This is a genomic window from Corynebacterium sp. HMSC068G04 (assembly GCF_001814885.1).
Lineage (GTDB): Bacteria > Actinomycetota > Actinomycetes > Mycobacteriales > Mycobacteriaceae > Corynebacterium > Corynebacterium hiratae.
The window spans coordinates 111,829-130,034 of the sequence record NZ_KV818299.1 but is presented as its reverse complement, the minus strand read 5'-3'; the positions used below and the strand labels follow the sequence as shown (position 1 = coordinate 130,034).

The following is an 18,206-nucleotide window of genomic DNA, read 5'->3' as shown; positions in this document are numbered from 1 at the left end:
TCGTTGTGACGGGCGGTTCGGTTTAGCGGGCAGTTCGTTTTCGTGGGCGGTGCTTATGCACCGCCCGTTCGCTTATAGCGTTCGTGTTGAATCTTGCAGTCGGTAGGTCTGAGTGCCAGAATGGTCGCTAGCACTTCCACATGGCAAGTGCCAGAAATGAATCAAAATCATCTATGTGGTTGGGGCTGGAGAACACTCGCCAGCCGTGCCGTCGCGGGCGTCCGTCATAGATCCAGACGTGAGTGTCGTCCTCAACAAAGCTTAAGGAGCACAAACACATGGCAAAGATCATTGCCTTCGATGAAGAGGCACGTCGCGGCCTCGAGCGTGGTCTCAACACGCTTGCCGACGCCGTCAAGGTCACCCTCGGCCCCAAGGGCCGCAACGTCGTCCTGGAGAAGTCCTGGGGCGCCCCGACCATTACCAACGACGGTGTCTCCATCGCGCGCGAGATCGAGCTCGAGGACCCGTACGAGAAGATCGGTGCAGAGCTGGTCAAGGAAGTAGCTAAGAAGACTGATGACGTTGCCGGTGACGGCACCACCACCGCTACCGTTCTGGCACAGGCTCTCGTGCGTGAGGGTCTGCGCAACGTAGCCGCTGGTTCTAACCCGATGGGCATTAAGCGCGGCATCGAGGCCGCTACCAAGAAGGTTGTTGACTCCCTGCTCTCCTCCGCGAAGGAAGTAGAGACCCAGGAAGAGATCGCCACCACCGCTGGTATCTCCGCTGCTGACCCGGCAATCGGCGAGAAGATCGCCGAGGCTATGTACACCGTGGGCAACGGCTCCGTAAACAAGGACTCCGTTATTACCGTTGAGGAGTCCAACACCTTCGGCGTTGACCTTGAGGTCACCGAAGGCATGCGCTTCGACAAGGGCTACATCTCTGGCTACTTCGCTACCGACATGGAGCGCCAGGAGGCTGTCCTCGAGGATCCGTACATCCTGCTGGTTTCCTCCAAGGTCTCCAACATCAAGGACCTCGTTCCGCTGCTGGAGAAGGTCATGCAGACCGGCAAGCCGCTGCTGATTATCGCTGAGGATGTTGAGGGCGAGGCTCTGTCCACCCTCGTGGTCAACAAGATCCGCGGCACCTTCAAGTCCGTTGCCGTGAAGGCTCCGGGCTTCGGCGACCGCCGCAAGGCCACCCTGCAGGACATGGCTATCCTCACCGGCGGCCAGGTCATCTCCGAGGAGGTCGGCCTGTCCCTGGAGACCGCTGAGATCGAGTACCTCGGCCAAGCACGCAAGGTTGTCGTGACCAAGGACGAGACCACCATCGTTCAGGGCGCTGGCTCCCAGGAGCAGATCGACGGCCGCATCAAGCAGATCCGCGCCGAGATCGAGAACTCCGATTCTGATTACGACCGCGAGAAGCTGCAGGAGCGCCTGGCCAAGCTGGCCGGCGGCGTGGCAGTCCTCAAGGTTGGTGCCGCTACCGAGGTTGAGCTCAAGGAGCGCAAGCACCGCATCGAGGATGCCGTGCGCAACGCTAAGGCAGCCGTCGAAGAGGGCATCGTCGCCGGCGGTGGCGTGGCCCTGCTGCAGGCAGCTGATGTCCTGGATTCCCTCTCTGACCTCACCGGTGACGAGGCAACCGGCGTCAAGATCGTCCGTGAGGCACTGTCTGCTCCGCTGAAGCAGATTGCTCAGAACGCTGGCCTGGAGCCGGGCGTTGTCGCCGACAAGGTGGCTTCCCTGCCGGCTGGCCAGGGCCTCAATGCGGCTACTGGCGAGTACGTGGACCTCATGGCCGCTGGCATCAATGACCCGGTCAAGGTCACCCGTTCCGCACTGCAGAACGCTGCGTCCATCGCGGCCCTGTTCCTGACCACCGAGGCAGTTGTGGCGGATAAGCCGGAGCCGGCCGGTGCAGGCGCTGGCATGCCGGATCCTGACGCAATGGGCGGCATGGGCTTCTAGTGCCTAGCTCCCCGGGCTGAGGCGTCTCGCGGCTGCAGCCCGTAGCAAAACGAACGCTCCCCACGGTCAACCGTGGGGAGCGTTCTCTGTTCTGAGACTTTTTGTGCCCTTATGTCACCCCGGATGGGGGTAGGCGAGCATGTTCTTGCGGAAAATATTTCTCGCTTTTACTTTGTTTGTCAGGCCTATGAATCGCTAGTGGAGGGGCTAGCGTTACGTTTTGCAGAAAATTTCTTGTCGCCTCGCGCCTGATGCTGTTTATTTCCGCAGTTAGAGGCGTTGTTGCTGGTTAGGTTAAGGTCGAGTGAATAAATAACGCTCGTTGCATGCTTGATCTGCAATGATCTTCATCCGAAAAATTAACTCGCCTAAACGCTTGCAAAGTCGGGGAGGTGTGCCAAAATAGTTTTCTGTGACGCCCGCTGAGGGTGTCTGCAAAACCGCAAACCCCTCCGGGCACTTCTGAGTCCGGACTTCACAAAAGGAGACCATAATGGATCTTTCTTTCGTTGCTGATCAGCTGGGCAACTTCGCTGACTTCGCTTCCGGCATCAAGAACCTCTTCCAGGGCTTCGCTAAGGCTTTCGACATCATCGCTGGTGCTGCTACCGCTGACTCCGTTGAGGTAACCCCGGACACCTCCAAGCTGGACGCCCTGTCCTCCACGAAGTAATCTTGTGCCCTTCTGAAGGGCGCACTTAATACACACACTTTCAATCCCAAGGAGATTTTAAAATGGAAACCCTGTCTTCCACCGGCATCTTCGGCCTCATCCTGCCGCTTCTCTACGCTCTGGGCGACGCTGCTTCCGGCGCCAAGAAGCTGATCGGCCTGCTCTAAGCAGCACGCTGTTCACGCAGAACTAAGCGTTAACCCCGCTGTCCCATGATGGGCAGCGGGGTTTCTCATTTCCAGAACCCTTGGGCTAGCGCAGTGCCGCGGTACGTTTTCGCAAACATGCCCTTGGGATCATGCGCTTTCCGGACCTTGCATGCGAAAACGTACCATCGCGTAAGCGGGGCGGGTACGGATCGATCATTTAAGGCCCCCGATCTTCGAGTTTTGGGGGCACTATTTGTGAGAAACGTACATTCTGGGCTGCTGCTGACGCCCGTTTGCCACTACGGGGGTAAATTGGGCGGCGGCAACCAGTTTTATCGCGCCGGATGCCTGTTTCATAGATAGAATTATTGGCATGGCTGACATTAAAGACGACGAACTCCCCGAGATCGACCTTGCGCAGACCGACGGCTACGTCGTCGATGACTCCGATGAAGACGATCCCACGCTCATCATGCCGGATGGCTCGCCGGTTGAGACTTGGCGCGAGAACTACCCATACGAAGAGCGCATGACGCGCGATGAGTACGAGTCCATCAAGCGCTCCCTGCAGATCGAGCTGTTGAAGTGGCAGAACTGGACCAAGGAAACCGGCCAGCGCCACATTATCCTCTTTGAAGGCCGCGATGCCGCAGGCAAGGGCGGCACCATCAAGCGTTTCAACGAGCACCTCAACCCGCGTGGTGCCCGCACCGTAGCGCTGGAGAAGCCGTCCCCGCGCGAATCCACGTCGTGGTACTTCCAGCGCTATATTCAGCACTTCCCGTGCGGTGGTGAAATCGTCTTCTTTGACCGCTCCTGGTACAACCGCTCCGGCGTGGAGCGCGTCATGGGCTTCTGTACGGAATCCCAGCACGCAGAGTTCCTGCGCGAGGTTCCGATGCTGGAGAACATGATTCTCGGCTCCGGCATTTCGCTGACAAAGCTGTGGTTCTCCGTGACCCGCAAGGAGCAGCGCACCCGCTTCGCCATCCGCCAGATCGACCCGGTCCGTCAGTGGAAGCTTTCGCCCATGGACTTGGCCTCTCTGGATAAGTGGGATGATTACACCCGCGCCAAGGAGGAGCAGTTCCGTTACACCGATACTGAAGAGTCTCCGTGGATCACCATCAAGTCCAACGACAAGAAGCGCGCCCGCATTAACGCGATGCGCTACGTGCTCTCCAAGTTTGAGTACACCAACAAGGACCACGAGCTCGTTGACCAGGTGGATGACAAGATCGTCAAGCGTGGTCGCGACCAGATCGGTGACTAGTCACCACGCACGGGCCGCTCATTAGCGGCTCGCGAATTTGCGCCAGGCATAAAGAGAAGAGGCGGCAGGAAATCCTGCCGCCTCCTTTCTTTGCCTACCTAGTGTTTCCAGGGCTCAATCGGGTTGCCCTGCCACTCGGAGTTGCTCGGGACTTGGTCGCCGCGCATGACCAGCGAGCCGGGGCCGACGGTTGCCACGCTGCCGATGACCGAGGCAGGCAGCGCCACCGAATGCGAGCCCAGGGTGGCGCCGGCCTTGATGGTGACGGTATCCAGGCTCATGACGCGGTCCTGGAAGAGGTGCGTTTGCACCACGGTGCCGGGGCCAACGGACGCGCCTTCGCCCACGAAGCACAAGTCCGTCTCCGGGAACCAATAAGAATCAATCCACGCGCCGCGGCCAATCGTCACGCCCAGCGCGCGCAGGCCCTGGTTGATTTCACCCATGCCATAGGTGTGGGTGAAGAACCACGGGGCGGCAACCGCCTCCACGAAGGTGTCCTGCAGCTCGTTGAGCCACACGAAGGCGGACCACAGCGGGTGGTCGCCGGCGGTCTGCGTGCCCACGCAGATCCACTTGACCGCCACGGTGATCGCCATCGCGATGGCGCCCGCCACCATGAGGATGACACCGCCGAGGGCCCAGGCGGCGGCGATGCTGAGGGCGTCGGCAAGCGCGTAAAGCGTTGCCAACGTGCCCGCCAGCAGCATGGCCGAGGTCATCGGCGCCAGTAGGCGCATGGTCTCAATCGCACCACGCGCGGCCTTGACCCCAAAGCCCGGGTTGTAGGTGAGGGACTCGCCCTCCACACCGTCCACGTGGGCCTCCACGCGGCGCATGCGCTCCGGCGGGGAACCCCACCAGTTGGCACCGGACTTGGTCTTCTTCGGCGTCGAGGACAGCACAGCCACCAGCGAGTTCTTCGACAGCTTGCGGCCCGGACCGGTGATTCCGGAGTTGCCCACGAAGGACCGCTTGCCCACCTTGGTCTCACCCGTAAGCATCCAGCCGCCGCCGAGCTCATAGCCGCCGATCATGGTGTCATCCGCCAAGAATGCGCCGTCCTTGACCTCAGTGAGCTTGGGCACCATGACGGCCGTGGAAATCTCCACGTTCTTGCCAATTGTGGCGCCCAGGGAGCGCAGCCAGGCCGGGGTGATCTGGGAAGCATAAATGGGGAAGAGCTGCGTGCGGGCATCATCCATGAGGCGCTCGATGGCCCACAGGCGCCAGCCCTTGGCGGAGCGCACCGGTGCCACACCGGGCTTGATACCCAGCGAGAGGATGCGCACGCCCAGCCAGGTTTGCAGCATGAAGGTGGCAAACGCCGCCAGGGCACCGAGCGGAGCGAAGAAGATAGATCCGACGTAAGGGGAACCATCGGTCACCGCGATGAGCCCCACGACGACAGCAGCGCCCACGGCCAGCGCCACGATGGGCTGGAAGGCCAGCAAGATAGAGGTAGCGCCGTAGATGGCTACCCACCACGGGCGGCGCTTCGGGGCATGCGACGGGAAGCGGTGCTTGGAGCGGCCCACCTTCTTGGCAGGCGAGCCGGACCAGCGCTGGCCGTCCTTGATCTTCTTGCGCCCAGTGACGGTGGAGCCAGCCTCGACGTGGGCATCCTTGCCCACAACGGTTCCTGGGAGCAGCGTCGAGCGCGCGCCCACGCGAGCGCCTTCCTTGACCTCAATGGCACCGACGTGCAGGATATCGCCGTCGAGCCAGTAGCCGGAGAGATCGACCTCGGGCTCAATCGCGGCGTGCTTGCCCAGGGTCAGCAGACCCGTCACAGGCGGCAGCGAGTGCAGGTCCACTCCGCGGCCCATCTTCACTCCCAGCGCGCGGGCATAGTTGTTGACCCACGTAGCGCCCGCGATCGAGCGCGAACCAGAAGCATCCGCCCAGCGCTCCGCTGCCCAAATACGCAGGTGCGTGGAGCCCCCGCGCGGGTACTCGCCGGGCTTAATGCCGGCGGTGATCAGCCGCGCGCCGAAACCACCGATGGGGATGCGGCCGATGGGAGTGACAAAGATGACGAGGAGAAGGATGACCAGCCACCACGGGGTGGTCATGGCCCACTCCACGCCCAGCAGGTTCGCCAGGTTGGAGCCCAGTAGCAGCCAGGCCAGCCACGTCGTGGCAGCCAGCGTCATGATGGGCAGCTGGATAAACGTTTGCGCGATGCGCGTGCCTGCGCCGACAGGCGTGACCTCGCGGGAAGGCCCGGCGTTTTCGACGGACTCGGCACCAGCAAGCTGCTCTGCCAGCGAACCCAGACGCGGGTGGTCGTAGAGGTCGCGCACGGCCACGGTGGGGAAGCGCTCGCGGATGCGGCCGACCAAGGTCGCCGCGGCCAGCGAGGTGCCGCCGAGAGAGAAGAAGTCTGCGTTGACGTCCTCCACGGAAACACCCAGGGTGTCCACCCACAGCTCCGCCAGCCACTGCTCGGTGGGGTTGAGGCCGTCTGCCTCCACGCCCACTCCCGGCAGCGGCCACGGCAGGGCTTTCTTATCCACCTTGCCGGAGGTTCGAATCGGCAGCTCATCCATGACGCAGATGCGCGGGACGAGCGCTGCCGGCATGGTCTCCGCTAGGCGGGCGTGTGCCGCTTCGTGGTCGAACCCGGCATCCGGGTCATCCAGGGAGACGTAGCCGACGAGCACGGACTCGCCGCCCGGCGTCTTCTGCACGGCCACGGCGGAGTTGTACACGTTCGGGAGCGCGGCGACGTTGGCCTCTACCTCACCGAGCTCGATGCGGCGGCCACCAATCTTGACCTGGTCATCGACGCGCCCGACAAAATACAGGCCGTCCTCTTCCAGGCGCACGTGGTCGCCGGTGCGGTAGGCGCGCTCCCAACCCAGGGACTCCAGCGGCGCGTACTTCTCCGCGTCCTTCACCGGGTCCAGGTAGGCGGCCAGGCCCACGCCACCGATGACGAGCTCGCCCACCTCACCGATGTTCACGGGGACGCCGTGCTTGTCGACGACCACCAGATCCCAACCCTTCAGCGGCAACCCAATCGATACGGGCCTGCCTGGCAGCATGCGCTGCGCGCAGGCCACGACGGTGGCCTCGGTGGGGCCGTAGGTATTCCACATCTCGCGGTCCTCGGTGGCCAGGCGGTCCGTGAGCTCCTGGGAGCAGGCTTCGCCGCCGACGATGAGGAGGCGGATATTATCCAGGGCCTCGGCTGGCCAGAGGCCGGCCAAGGTGGGCACGGTGGAGACCACCGTGATGTCGCGGCGGATGAGCCAGGGGCCTAAGTCCATGCCGGAGCGCACCAGGGAGCGCGGGGCCGGGACCAGGCAGGCGCCGTGGCCCCAGGCCAGCCACATTTCCTCGCAGGAGGCGTCGAAGGCCACGGACAGGCCGGCTAGGACGCGGTCGTCCGGGCCGAGGGGGCCGTGCGGGCTATCCGCCAAAAAGAGGGCAGCTTCGGCGTCCACGAAGGCGGCCGCGGAACGGTGGCTCACGGCCACGCCTTTGGGCTTGCCCGTCGATCCGGAGGTGAAGATGATCCACGCGGTGTCTTCGGGGCGTGGCTCGTCGAAAAGCGCGCCGTCTCCACCGCCCTTGTCATCGGACGTGCGCCGCGCCTCGCGCAGCATGCGGAAGCCCTCATCGGTGAAGACACCGTCGATGTCGGCTTCGCCGAAGACCATCTCGGCGCGCTCATCGGGGTCGTCGGCGTCGACCGGCACGTAGGCCGCGCCGGCGGCGAGTGTGGCCAGGATGGCCAGGTAGAGCTCGCGCTTGCCGGAGGTCATGCGGATGCCGATGCGGTCGCCGCGGCGCACACCGCTGGCGTGGAGCTCGGTGGCCCATGCGGAGACGTCGGCAAGCAGCTCGGCGTAGGTGAGGATTTCACCGTCGTCGAGGGCCGCGGCCTCGGGGTAGTGCTCAGCGGTGGTCTTAACGATGTCCCACAAGGTGCGCGCGGGGGCGGCCTCGTCGCCGAGGAGGTAGTGCTCGGGGACCTCGGGCATCGCTGGGGTCTCGGGCTCATCGGTGCGGAGGGCGTGGCGGCCCCCGGTACTAGGAAGGTTTTCGGGCTCTGTCATTTAAGCATCACCGCTTTCGGTATCGGCGGGTGCGTCCGCCGCGATGATGGCGGCGGCCAGCTTGCGCAGATGCTTGAGCTGCTTGTTGGTGGATTCGTCGAGGGCTTCGTCCTCGGCCTTCGACACCAGGACGGCAAGCTCCTTGTGAGCTTTCACGCCCTTCTTGGTGGAGGCAATGATTTGGCGGCGGCGATCTTTGGCATCGCGCTCGCGCTTAACCCAGTTGCGGGACTCCAGGGAATCGAGCAGGCGCACCATGTCGGAGGCGTCGATGGCCAAGGTCTCCGACAGTGCGGACTGGGAGGACGCGGTCTCCGCAACGAGGCAGGTGAGCACCCAGTACTCGCGCAGGGTGGTTTGCTGCGTTTGCAGCGCGGCCTCGACGCCTTCGCGGGTGCGGCGGCGGAGGCGCTCCAGCTGGAAGGAGGGGGACTCCAAGAGCGCGGTCGGAATGGATACAGAATTCAATGAAGGCATGCCGACGATACTACGCGCCTAAGGTGGCAAACTTAAATCATGGGTTGTGGCCCATTAGTTTCAGGCTGAGGCTAGCTTCTGCACGATGAGTGTGTTGAGAGAAACGCCTTCCCGTTCTGCTTCGATGGTTAGGTCTCGGTGAAGTGACTGAGGTATGCGGAGGTTGAACTTCCCCGAAAAGCTTCGCTGCCCGAATGGTTCCGGGATGCGTTCATTGTTGCGTTGCATATCTTCTAGAGTTTCTTCGACGACGCTGCGCAACTCGGCTTCTGCGGTGGCCGCGGTTGTGTCCAGCCATGACAGGGAAGGGAACTCTAGGACTGTGGCAACGAACTCGCCATCTTCTTCTGACCAAGCGGTTTGGTAGGTGTATTTGTCTGCGAGATTCATGATCTGCTCCTAGAAATAGAAGTCACACACAAGTTGCAGCTCTGAGAAGCGGACGTTTGTCCGTGAGGTCCGCATCTTTGTGAGGATCTTTTCTATCTTGGAAACCACACCTGGATGGTACCGCAAATGGTACCACTAGTGGTTTGGGTAAACCATAGGGCAGCCTTGTGCTTTCCAACCATCCGTGCCGCCCTCGACGTTGATGACGTCCCAGCCCTTTGCCTGCTCGAGGTACTGGCAGACCTGCATGCTGCGCCCGCCTGCATGGCAGATGACGTAGATATCGCGGTCCGGGTCAATCTCGTCGAGACGCTCGACTAGGTCTCCCATCGGGATGTGCGTGGCGCCCTGGGCGTGCTCGGTGTTCCACTCGTGGTCCTCGCGGACGTCGATGAGCTGGGCGTTCTCGGGTACTTCGGTGGGTTGTACGTTCTGCATGCGCACCAGCTTACGCGGGCGCGGTTGTGAGGCTGGTGGGGCACCGTAGCGTGAGCAGCACTTTCGGCCCCGGCGCGCCCTTATGCCACACTTATTCAGGTGATGAACTCCAGCGCTGTCGCGCTTATCCCCGGAGACCCCACGGGTCGCTTCTTTGGTTCTCGAGTGCTCGTGGTGGATAATTTTGACTCCTTCACCTTCAACATCGTGGACTACCTGGTGCGGTTAGGCGCTGAGGTTGGGGTCACCCCCAATACCCAGCCCGTGCCGCTGACCGGCTACAACGCGGTGGTTCTCTCACCGGGGCCGGGAACTCCAGAGTGTGCGGCGGACATCGGCTTTTGCGCCGAGGTTCTAGAGCGTGCCACGGTGCCGGTGCTGGGGGTGTGCCTGGGCTTCCAGGCGATGGCCCAGCACCTCGGCGCACGGATCGCTCCGGCCCCAGAGCCTGTGCACGGGCGGGTGAGCACCATACATTGCTCCGAGGATCCGCTCTATGCCGGGATTCCCACCTGTCACGATGTGGTGCGCTATCACTCATTGGTGGTAGATAAGCTGCCTTCCGGTATGAAGGAACTCGCGCATACGACAGATGGCCTCATCATGGCTGGCCGCAGCGAAGAACGCCGCTGGTGGGGCGTGCAGTACCACCCGGAGTCGATTTGTAGCGAACACGGTCTCCGGCTCTTCGAGAACTTCCTGGCTATCGCTTGTCCCGAAGCAAACGAGGTGGCATCTCCTGACGTCAAAGTCGACACCCCCTCAGTTGCGCCCCTGCCACCACTGCACGTGGAGGAGCGCCTACTCGCCATCGATCCCCTCGACGTCTTCGATGTCCTAGGCGGCAAAGGGGCGCTGCTAGAGTTCGAGGGCACTTCGATCATTGCACCGTTGGGAGAAATGGTGGGAATGGAAGCACTAGCGGAGCCCCCTCGCTTTTCCCGCCCCGCGGGGTGCCTCGGCGTTCCAGGTGTGTTCGGCTATCTGGGTTACGAGGCCCTCGGCGGCTTGCCCACACACCACCCTCATGGTCTCTTCCGCGCGCCAGGCGTGGTGGCCATCCGTGGGCAGAGAGTGCAGCTGATTTGCCAGGAATCCGCGGCCTCCTGGCTGGCACAGACCTGGCGGCTCCTCGAAGGACTCGCCGGCAACCCTGTTCAGCAAAGGCGTTTCGACACCAGTGCGATTGGCCCGCTGATCTGCCGCGATACCGCCGCCAGCTATAAGGAGAAGATCCGCCGCGCCCAAGAGCTCATCAGTGCGGGTGAGACCTACGAAGTCTGCCTCACTACCAGTCTCGAGGCGGCAGCCGATCTCGATCCGCTGGCCCTCTACCAGCGCCTTCGGCAGCAGGTGCCCGCGCCGATGCGTTCGTTGTTGGTGCTCCCTGAGCTCGCAGTGGCTAGCGCCTCCCCGGAACGCTTCCTTAAAGTGTCTGGCGGCGTCGTCTGCTCGGAGCCGATCAAAGGCACCCGCCCACGTGGCCACAACCCCACCGCCGATGAACAGCTGCGGGCGGACCTGGCCAGTAACCCGAAGGATCACGCGGAAAACCTCATGATCGTTGACCTAGTGCGCAACGATCTCACCCGTGTGGGGATTCCAGGCACCGTGCATGCCGAAGAACTCTTCGCGGTTCGCAGCTTTGCCACCGTGCACCAGTTGGTCTCCACCGTTTCTGCTCGGTTGTGCCCGGATGCCTCGCTTATCGACGTCCTCCGCTCCACCTTTCCCGGTGGCTCTATGACCGGTGCGCCGAAAGTCCGCACCATGGAGATCATCCGTGAGCTCGAGGCCGCGCCGCGTGGGGTGTACTCCGGTGCGATCGGCTATCTCGGTTGCGATGGCAGCGCTGATTTCGCTATGACTATCCGCAGCATCGTCCTGCATTCCGGGAGACTGCATTATGGCGTTGGTGGAGCGGTACTGGCTCTTTCGGACCCGGATGCCGAGTGGCAGGAGATCGTGGATAAGTCCGCCCCGCTCCTCAAACTTTGCGGGCAGGCCTTCCCCGGGGAGCACTGCTACCGCTTCGAAGCGGGCGAGCTGCTTCCCGTCCCATCGCTTCCCGAGCCCGTGCTGATCGACTCCTTCCGTCTTGAAGAGGGCCAGGTGCGCGGCTTTGAGCTACACTGCGAGCGCTTTACCGCGGGTGCAGAGGCCTTGGGGATGGACTCCCCTCGATCCTTCCTCCACGCAGTCCAGGAACACCTGCCCGCTCGGGGGCGGTGGTTCCCGCGTCTGGAGGCCGGCCCCAGCGGCTTCGCACTCCGCCTGCGCCCCCTTCCCGAACAGCGGAAAACTACCCGCTTGCACAGCGCCACGGCAACAGTGGAATATCCGCATGTCAAGGGGCCGAATCTGGTGCTGTTCTCAGAGCTTCGTGAGCAGGACGATACCTTGCTCATCTCCGACGAGGGCGTGGTCTGCGAAACCACCACCGCAGCGCTCATCGCCTGGGATGGCGACACGATGCTCACGATGGACGCGCCTCGGCTGCGTTCGGTCACTGAGTCTCTGCTGGTTGCTGCGGTGGGAGAAGAGGGGAGCGTCGAAAAGCGCAAGCTCGGTCTGTCCGATCTTGCCGGCCTAGAGTTGTGGACCCTCAACGCCTTGCACGGGATTACCCCGGTGGTGCAGCTCGACGGGAAGCCGCAGCCGGCACCCGACGCCGCACGCCTTGAGCACTGGCGCAGCGTGCTAGATAGTATGTGCGCTACAATTCCGCGAACCCAATGAGCACGATCCCGCTCTATCTCAACGCCTCATAGCAGCATTCGATGCTCGCCTTGGGCTTTAGCGGTGCGCTGAGAGGTACTCCAGAATGGCTTTCACGCGGCGGTTGTCCTCGCTGGGGTCGAGACGCAGCTTGGTGAAGATGTTGGAGACGTGCTTGGCCACCGCAGCGGAAGACAAGACGAGATCAGTGGCGATGTCCTTGTTGGACTTGCCGCGGGACATCAACTCGAGGACCTCGCGCTCGCGCGGGGTGAGCTCGCCCAGGCCGCTGCGCCCAGAGCTCATGAGGGCCTGCGCCACGGTGGGGTCGATGACGGTGCCGCCCTGGGCCACCACGTCCAAGCTGGAGAGGAAGTCCCGCACCTCGGAGACGCGGTCCTTCAGAAGGTAGCCGGTGCCGGCATCGGGGGAGTCGAAGAGTTCCACCGCATATGCGGGGGCCACATACTGGGAGAGCACCATGACGGGTAAGCCCGGATATGCATTTCTCAAGTTCACGGCAGCTTTCAAGCCGTCATCGCCCATGCCCGGCGGCATGCGCACGTCCGTGATGACGATGTCCGGAAGCTCATCGCGCAGCTTATCCACCACGGCCTCCAAAGCTGGAGCAGAATCCGCCTGGCCCACAATTGAATGCCCGCGGCGCTCCAGAAGGCCGGCGAGGCCCTCGCGCAGAATGGCGGAGTCATCCGCCACCACGATTCTCAAACTCATTTCTTAAACTCCTGACTGTCCGCGATCGAGAAGAAGTGGAATCGAGCATGCCAGCCTCGTGGGCCCGCCCGGGGGAGAGCTCAGCGTCATCTCCCCGCCAAAGGCGGCGAGGCGCTCGGCCATCCCCGCCAAGCCGTGACCTTGTACAACCTGCGCGCCACCCGGGCCCTCATCCACCACGGTGATGCGCAGCGAATCATCCGCGATCACTAAAACAGACACCGGCGCGCCGGGCGCGTGCTTGGCCGCGTTGGTCAAAGCCTCCGTGCCGAAGAAGTAGCCGCAGGCCAGCACGGAGGCGGAAAGCTTGGGCAAAGGATGCGGGGCGAAGACGCTGACGTGGGGGCCGTGGGAGGAGGAGACGTCGGCAAGCGCGGCGACCAAACCGTGATCCTGCAGCACCTGTGGGTGGATGCCGTGCACCGTGGCGCGCAGGGAGTGCAGGCCGCGGTCCACGTCCTGCTTGGCAGCGGTGAGAAGCTCGGCAATTTCAGAGGGGGCGTCGAGAAGAGCCTCCCCCAACTTCATGCTCGCGGCCACGAGGTATTGCTGCGCGCCGTCGTGCAAGTCGCGCTCGATGCGGGCGCGCTCCACCTCATAGGCGTCCGCGATGGCGCGGCGCGAGGCCGTGAGCTGTGCAATCTTCTGCGCCTGCTGTTGCTCATGGTTGGTGGGCTGGGGTTTTCTTCGGAACACGGCTTTCAGCATAACGGGCGCTACCGACTACAGGGGTAGTGCTGGCACTACCGTAAAGAGCAACGCTAGGGCTGTTCTTTCTGCGGGCCCTTCACGGTGGAATGAGAGACATGGCACAGACACTTTCCCTGACAGACATCACCAAGGATTTCGGCGGCGGCCCGGTGCTCGCCGGAATCTCCCTCGACATTGAACCGGGCGAGCTCGTGGCCGTCATGGGGCCATCTGGCTCCGGCAAGTCCACGCTGCTGCACTGCATGTCCGGCGTGCTGACCCCCACGCACGGCAGCGTGCGCTACGGGGATGACGAGCTCTCCGCGCTTGGCGACGGCCCCCGCTCCCGCCTCCGCCTGCGCAACTTCGGCTTCGTCTTCCAGGACGGCCAGTTGCTGCCGGAGCTGAGCAACGTGGACAACGTAGCGCTTCCCGCGATGCTCAACGGGGTCTCGCGCGGTGCTGCGCGCAAGCGCGCGATGCAGCTGCTGGACCAGCTGGGATTGGGCGGTTTGGCGGAGCGTCGCCCGGCGCAGGTCTCCGGCGGCCAGGCGCAGCGCGTGACCATTGCGCGTGCGCTGGTGGCGAACCCGGGTGTGGTCTTCGCCGACGAGCCCACCGGTGCGCTGGATCAGTCCACCGGTCACGAGGTCATGCAGATGCTGACTACCATCGTGCGCCAGTCCGGTGCCAGCCTGGTCATGGTCACGCACGACCCGAAGGTGGCCGACTGGATGCAGCGCCGCGTGGAGATTCGCGATGGCATCATCCACGACGACCGCCGCCTCGAGGTGATCCGATGAACACCGCGACTTTAGTCTTTGACCTGCAGCGCGAATCGATTCGCGCGCGCTCCGGAACGGGTATCGTTTCTTTGCTGGCGATTGTGAGCCTGACCATCGGTTCCGCCATCGCCTTCCTGGTTGCGGGCGGTACCTGGATGTTCTGGGAGCGCGCTCAGCACGTCGAGGAGGCCGCGCCCGCTCTGCAGGAGGCTTTCGGCGACGAGATGGAGGCCTTCCTCTACCCGTGGTTTGCCCTGGCCCTGCTGGCCTGCGCCTTCATTCTTCCGGCGCTGTTTAACCTCACTGCCCAAGCCGCCGTCCTCGGCGCCTCCGGCCGGGAGCAGCGCTTGGCCACCCTGCGCCTGTTGGGATTGAGCTCCCGCCAGGTGGAGCGCATGGCCATCGTGGAGACCGGCCTGCAAGCCATCCTCGGCATCGTGCTCGGCGGGCTTATCAGCCTGCTCGTCGCGCCGGTCTTTACGCAGGTGGATTTCCAGATGCGTTCTATTGCTGTATCCGAGATTCTCCTCCCGTGGTGGGGTTATCTGGCCGTGGCCGGTGTGCTCTTTGTGTTGGCCATCGGTGCGGCACTCGTCGGCATGCAGCGCGTGCGCGTGAGCCCCCTGGGTGTGGCCAAGCGCCAGATGCCCGCGGCCTATCGCTGGTGGCGCGTCATCGTCTTCCTCATCATCGCGGGTATCGGTGGTGTGTTGCTCTCCGGGAAGGCGGGACCGCCGACCGCCATGGTCATCGTGGTCATGTTTGGCATGGTGATGAGCATCAACCTCATTTCCCCTTTTATCTTGCAGCTCGGCGCACACATCATGTCTCTCTTTCCTGGCACCGCGCACTTCGTGGCCTGCCAGCGAGTGGCGGGCAATGCGCGCCCGGCGTGGAAGCGGAGTGCGGCCATCGCGTTCTTCGGCTACTTGGCGGGCTTCCTCGTTGCGGCGCCCCTAGGCTCTGATGCCTTGGCCATGGTTCTCAAAGAGGACCCGGGGATGAACGTGGTGTTTAAGGACATCTCCACCGGCGTCTTATTAACCCTCATCTTCGGCTTCACGCTGACCACCATGTCCATCATTCTGGGGCAGGTCTCCGGCATCTTCGAAGACAAGGAACTCATCCGCTCTCTGGATCTCATGGGTGTGCCGCGCGGTTTCCAGTTCCGCTCCGGTGCCCTGACCATCATGGGGCCTGTGGTGGGATTGAGCTTCTTCGGCTTCCTTTTCGGCGGTGGGATCGCCTCACTGATGTTCTTCTCCAGTGTCGAGCAAAGCGATGTCGACGTTCTTGGCCGTCTGCTCATGGCCTTCGGTTTCTTGGCCATAGGCTGGCTGGTCACGCTGCTTGCCATTGTCCTTGTTGAACCCCTGCGCGGCTACGTGCTGCGGACTGGAGGTCGAAAAGAATGAAAACGGTACTGAAAATCTTCGGCGGACTCTTTCTCGTTGCTCTTGTTGCTGTGGCCGCGGCCGTGTATTTCTTCGGCCCCTCCTATGGCGGGGCGCTGCTGGGCAAGCCCTACTTCCTCTTCAATGCCAGCGAGAAGCGCATCAACACTGCGATGGTGGATACTGCCGCGATCTCCGGAATCTATGGCGAGAGCGAAGAATTCCAGCGCGCCCGCGAGGCCTTCAAAGCGGACCCCACGAACGCTGAGCTCCTCGATGCCGCCATCAACGCTGCCGGTGGCAAGCACTCCAAAGTCTTTAGCACCGAAAAGGAAAAGGCCGCCGAAAGCGCTGAGCCTTCGGTTGACTTCAACGATGGCGTCTTGCGCGCTACCGTGCCCTCCATCGGCCGCCACGATGACGGCCAAGCCTACGCCGACACTTTGGCCCACGGTCTGACCTCTCACCCGGAGGCCTGTGCTGCCGTGGTGGATCTGCGCGGCAATGACGGCGGGGACATGGGCCCGATGTACGCGGGCTTAAGCCCCCTTCTGCCGGATGGCACCGCCCTCTCCTTCGTCAGCCGAATGACTACTTCTGACGTGGTCATCGACGGTAATTCCGTTACCGGCGGTGGCACGCCCACCACCACGTCGGGCGGCAAGCTGAACATTCCCGTCGCCGTGCTCACCGACGACGAGACCGCCTCCTCCGCCGAAGCCACCCTCCTGGCCTTCCGCGGGCTGGACAACACACGGACCTTTGGCAAGCCGACCGCCGGCTACGCCTCCGCCAACGTGGTCCTGGACTATCCGGACGGCCGCTCGCTCATGCTCACCACGGCCAAGGACAAGGCGCGCACGGGCGAGGAGTTCGCCGAGGATCCCATCGCTCCCGATGCACCCGAATCCGAGCTCGACGGATGGCTTGCTTCCCGCTGCAGTTAGTTAGCTGCAGTGTTAGTAAGCCGCAGCGTTAGCCAGCCCGGTTCGTTGTCGGCACGTTGCTGCTGTTCAGCCGCAACGCTAGCCTGCCCAACGCTCGCGCTCCCACCGCCAGTAGTGGTGCCACTTCCAGGGCGGGGCGACGAACTCGCCCCGCCCTTTGATAACTGCGAGGACCTGGTGAACAGCGACGTCAAGGTGGTGCTCAATCGTGGCGGCGGTGAAGTGGAGGGGCCGATAGCCGCGCTGGACGGCGTCGTTCAGCTTTTGGCGGTCGATTTCGAAACGTTGTCGGTTCTCGCCTTTGTGATAGGCGTAGCCGTCCACCTCGATGGCCACCTTGTGCTCCTCGAGCACCAAGTCCCAGCGGTAGGGCCCAATCCGCACGTTGTTGCGGACTTTGACGTGGGGCTCAAGGCCCCTGGTCAGGTCGCGCTCCGGCTTGCTATCCGCTCCGACGATGGCCTTTTCCAGAACTTCGCGCGTGTGCTTGGGCAGGCGGCGAAAGTCCAGCTGCTCGGTCTCGATGCGCGAACGCCCGTGCGGCCCGGCGAAGAAGGCCTCGATGAAGGCCACGGCATCCTCCTGCGCCATCGCCTCAATACATTGCAGCGGGCTGCAGACGTTCACCCCGTTCATGCTGCCCAGCGCTTTAGGCCGTGCCCGCCTGCTGCGAAAATAAGTGCTCGATGGGAGAGTGGAGTCGCGGATAAACTCGAGCGGGAATTGAAGGGGCTGTTCTAGGTACCGGCGCGCGGCGGAATAGCCATCAAGCGCTAAATCAGGCCATTCACGTGACATGATTTGTGCTAGCTGAAGCGGTGTGGGCTCCTCTGAGAGGTAAAAGCCATTCGCAATCTTGATGGCCCCCTTGCGCCGAGCCCCGCGGGAGACATCGCGCCCCCGATAAATCTCAATCAATGTTCCCCCCGGAACGAAAAAGGTACGTTTTCGCAAATAGTGGCGAAAAACTGGTAGGTTTTCAGCCCCTATTTACCAAAACGTACCTGACAGTGCCGTCGCCGGCATGCGGAACGTGGCGGCTTACTTGAAGCGAGCCTTAGCCTCTTCGAGGATCTTCTCTGCCTCAGCCTTGTCGCCCCAGCCGGAACCGGTAACTTCCTTGTTCGGCTCCAGGTCCTTGTAGCGGGTGAAGAAGTGCTCGATCTCGTCCTTGATGTGCTGCTCTACATCGTTGATGTCCTGGTAGCGCTCCCAGCGCGGGTCATCGACGACGGCGAGCAGCTTGTCGTCGCCACCGGCCTCGTCGGTCATCTTGAACACGCCGAGGACACGAGCCTCAACGACAACGCCGGGGAAGACCGGTTCCGGGAGGATGACCAGCGCGTCCAACGGGTCACCGTCCTCACCCAGGGTGTGGTCGATGAAGCCGTAGTCAGCCGGGTAGGCCATCGGGGTGAACAGGTAGCGGTCGAGGTGGACCTTGCCGGTCTCGTGATCGATCTCGTACTTGTTGCGGGAGCCCTTTGGGATCTCGATGGTTACTTCAACGCTCACGGCTGAATCCTCCAAAACTAATAGGTTGGC

The 18,206-nt window shown here is 62.9% G+C and carries 15 protein-coding genes; 7 read left to right on the top strand and 8 right to left on the bottom strand.

Annotated elements, in window-relative coordinates:
- The first annotated feature begins 278 nt into the window (after positions 1–278).
- From groL to ppk2, 3 genes are all read left to right on the top strand, one after another.
- Positions 279–1,925 carry a chaperonin GroEL gene (gene groL, locus HMPREF2993_RS03080; RefSeq protein WP_046647185.1) on the top strand — a complete coding sequence of 549 codons (1,647 nt, stop codon included), beginning with the start codon at positions 279–281 and terminating at the stop codon, positions 1,923–1,925.
- A 493-nt stretch (positions 1,926–2,418) separates the two neighbouring features.
- The gene (locus tag HMPREF2993_RS03075; RefSeq protein ID WP_046647186.1) at positions 2,419–2,598 is read left to right on the top strand and encodes a PorH family porin; all 180 of its coding nucleotides are present in this window, start codon (positions 2,419–2,421) and stop codon (positions 2,596–2,598) included.
- Between the two features lie 522 nt (positions 2,599–3,120).
- Positions 3,121–4,020 (top strand): polyphosphate kinase 2, encoded by a 900-nt coding sequence (gene ppk2, locus HMPREF2993_RS03070; RefSeq protein ID WP_046647187.1) that lies wholly within the window; start codon positions 3,121–3,123, stop codon positions 4,018–4,020.
- 98 nt (positions 4,021–4,118) lie between these two features.
- Here ppk2 and HMPREF2993_RS03065 read toward each other — a convergent pair whose 3' ends face one another.
- The 4 genes from HMPREF2993_RS03065 to HMPREF2993_RS03050 form a co-directional block, all read right to left on the bottom strand.
- On the bottom strand, positions 4,119–8,087 hold the full coding sequence (locus HMPREF2993_RS03065) for a Pls/PosA family non-ribosomal peptide synthetase (RefSeq protein WP_070700949.1): 3,969 nt from the start codon (positions 8,085–8,087) through the stop codon (positions 4,119–4,121).
- On the bottom strand, positions 8,088–8,564 hold the full coding sequence (locus HMPREF2993_RS03060; RefSeq protein WP_046647188.1) for a MarR family winged helix-turn-helix transcriptional regulator: 477 nt from the start codon (positions 8,562–8,564) through the stop codon (positions 8,088–8,090). It abuts the gene before it with no gap.
- A 60-nt stretch (positions 8,565–8,624) separates the two neighbouring features.
- On the bottom strand, positions 8,625–8,954 hold the full coding sequence (locus HMPREF2993_RS03055) for a type II toxin-antitoxin system HicB family antitoxin (RefSeq protein ID WP_010188794.1): 330 nt from the start codon (positions 8,952–8,954) through the stop codon (positions 8,625–8,627).
- Positions 8,955–9,089: 135 nt separating this feature from the next.
- Positions 9,090–9,392 (bottom strand): rhodanese-like domain-containing protein, encoded by a 303-nt coding sequence (locus HMPREF2993_RS03050; protein WP_010188796.1) that lies wholly within the window; start codon positions 9,390–9,392, stop codon positions 9,090–9,092.
- A gap of 102 nt (positions 9,393–9,494) precedes the next feature.
- Between HMPREF2993_RS03050 and pabB the strand changes: the two genes are divergently transcribed.
- On the top strand, positions 9,495–12,131 hold the full coding sequence (gene pabB, locus HMPREF2993_RS03045; protein ID WP_070700947.1) for an aminodeoxychorismate synthase component I: 2,637 nt from the start codon (positions 9,495–9,497) through the stop codon (positions 12,129–12,131).
- Positions 12,132–12,188: 57 nt separating this feature from the next.
- Here pabB and HMPREF2993_RS03040 read toward each other — a convergent pair whose 3' ends face one another.
- Both HMPREF2993_RS03040 and HMPREF2993_RS03035 read right to left on the bottom strand, forming a co-directional pair.
- On the bottom strand, positions 12,189–12,845 hold the full coding sequence (locus tag HMPREF2993_RS03040; protein ID WP_070511133.1) for a LuxR C-terminal-related transcriptional regulator: 657 nt from the start codon (positions 12,843–12,845) through the stop codon (positions 12,189–12,191).
- A 3-nt stretch (positions 12,846–12,848) separates the two neighbouring features.
- On the bottom strand, positions 12,849–13,553 hold the full coding sequence (locus HMPREF2993_RS03035) for a sensor histidine kinase (protein WP_070516199.1): 705 nt from the start codon (positions 13,551–13,553) through the stop codon (positions 12,849–12,851).
- 98 nt (positions 13,554–13,651) lie between these two features.
- Here HMPREF2993_RS03035 and HMPREF2993_RS03030 point away from each other — a divergent pair, with 98 nt between their 5' ends.
- The 3 genes from HMPREF2993_RS03030 to HMPREF2993_RS03020 are packed head-to-tail and all read left to right on the top strand — an operon-like array spanning position 13,652 to position 16,661.
- The gene (locus tag HMPREF2993_RS03030) at positions 13,652–14,338 is read left to right on the top strand and encodes an ABC transporter ATP-binding protein (RefSeq protein ID WP_070511131.1); all 687 of its coding nucleotides are present in this window, start codon (positions 13,652–13,654) and stop codon (positions 14,336–14,338) included.
- Positions 14,335–15,735, top strand: a complete 1,401-nt coding sequence (locus tag HMPREF2993_RS03025) for an FtsX-like permease family protein (RefSeq protein ID WP_070511129.1) — start codon at positions 14,335–14,337, stop codon at positions 15,733–15,735. The genes HMPREF2993_RS03030 and HMPREF2993_RS03025 overlap by 4 nt, the downstream gene beginning before the upstream one ends.
- Complete coding sequence (locus HMPREF2993_RS03020) at positions 15,732–16,661, top strand: S41 family peptidase (RefSeq protein ID WP_070546261.1); 930 nt, start codon at positions 15,732–15,734, stop codon at positions 16,659–16,661. The genes HMPREF2993_RS03025 and HMPREF2993_RS03020 overlap by 4 nt, the downstream gene beginning before the upstream one ends.
- 78 nt (positions 16,662–16,739) lie before the next feature.
- Here HMPREF2993_RS03020 and HMPREF2993_RS03015 read toward each other — a convergent pair whose 3' ends face one another.
- Both HMPREF2993_RS03015 and HMPREF2993_RS03010 read right to left on the bottom strand, forming a co-directional pair.
- The gene (locus HMPREF2993_RS03015) at positions 16,740–17,288 is read right to left on the bottom strand and encodes an endonuclease domain-containing protein (protein ID WP_246822327.1); all 549 of its coding nucleotides are present in this window, start codon (positions 17,286–17,288) and stop codon (positions 16,740–16,742) included.
- A gap of 414 nt (positions 17,289–17,702) precedes the next feature.
- On the bottom strand, positions 17,703–18,176 hold the full coding sequence (locus tag HMPREF2993_RS03010) for an inorganic diphosphatase (RefSeq protein WP_010188812.1): 474 nt from the start codon (positions 18,174–18,176) through the stop codon (positions 17,703–17,705).
- Between the last annotated feature and the right edge of the window lie 30 nt (positions 18,177–18,206).

Excerpts from the sequence above, each read along its gene's own strand:
- HMPREF2993_RS03025 (WP_070511129.1), top strand. The coding sequence starts at position 14,335 with ATGAACACCGCGACTTTAGTCTTTGACCTGCAGCGCGAATCGATTCGC.
- HMPREF2993_RS03035 (WP_070516199.1), bottom strand. The coding sequence starts at position 13,553 with ATGCTGAAAGCCGTGTTCCGAAGAAAACCCCAGCCCACCAACCATGAG.
- groL (WP_046647185.1), top strand. The coding sequence starts at position 279 with ATGGCAAAGATCATTGCCTTCGATGAAGAGGCACGTCGCGGCCTCGAG.
- ppk2 (WP_046647187.1), top strand. The coding sequence starts at position 3,121 with ATGGCTGACATTAAAGACGACGAACTCCCCGAGATCGACCTTGCGCAG.
- HMPREF2993_RS03050 (WP_010188796.1), bottom strand. The coding sequence starts at position 9,392 with ATGCAGAACGTACAACCCACCGAAGTACCCGAGAACGCCCAGCTCATC.
- HMPREF2993_RS03060 (WP_046647188.1), bottom strand. The coding sequence starts at position 8,564 with ATGCCTTCATTGAATTCTGTATCCATTCCGACCGCGCTCTTGGAGTCC.
- HMPREF2993_RS03075 (WP_046647186.1), top strand. The coding sequence starts at position 2,419 with ATGGATCTTTCTTTCGTTGCTGATCAGCTGGGCAACTTCGCTGACTTC.
- pabB (WP_070700947.1), top strand. The coding sequence starts at position 9,495 with ATGAACTCCAGCGCTGTCGCGCTTATCCCCGGAGACCCCACGGGTCGC.
- HMPREF2993_RS03020 (WP_070546261.1), top strand. The coding sequence starts at position 15,732 with ATGAAAACGGTACTGAAAATCTTCGGCGGACTCTTTCTCGTTGCTCTT.
- HMPREF2993_RS03055 (WP_010188794.1), bottom strand. The coding sequence starts at position 8,954 with ATGAATCTCGCAGACAAATACACCTACCAAACCGCTTGGTCAGAAGAA.
- HMPREF2993_RS03040 (WP_070511133.1), bottom strand. The coding sequence starts at position 12,845 with ATGAGTTTGAGAATCGTGGTGGCGGATGACTCCGCCATTCTGCGCGAG.
- HMPREF2993_RS03065 (WP_070700949.1), bottom strand. The coding sequence starts at position 8,087 with ATGACAGAGCCCGAAAACCTTCCTAGTACCGGGGGCCGCCACGCCCTC.
- HMPREF2993_RS03030 (WP_070511131.1), top strand. The coding sequence starts at position 13,652 with ATGGCACAGACACTTTCCCTGACAGACATCACCAAGGATTTCGGCGGC.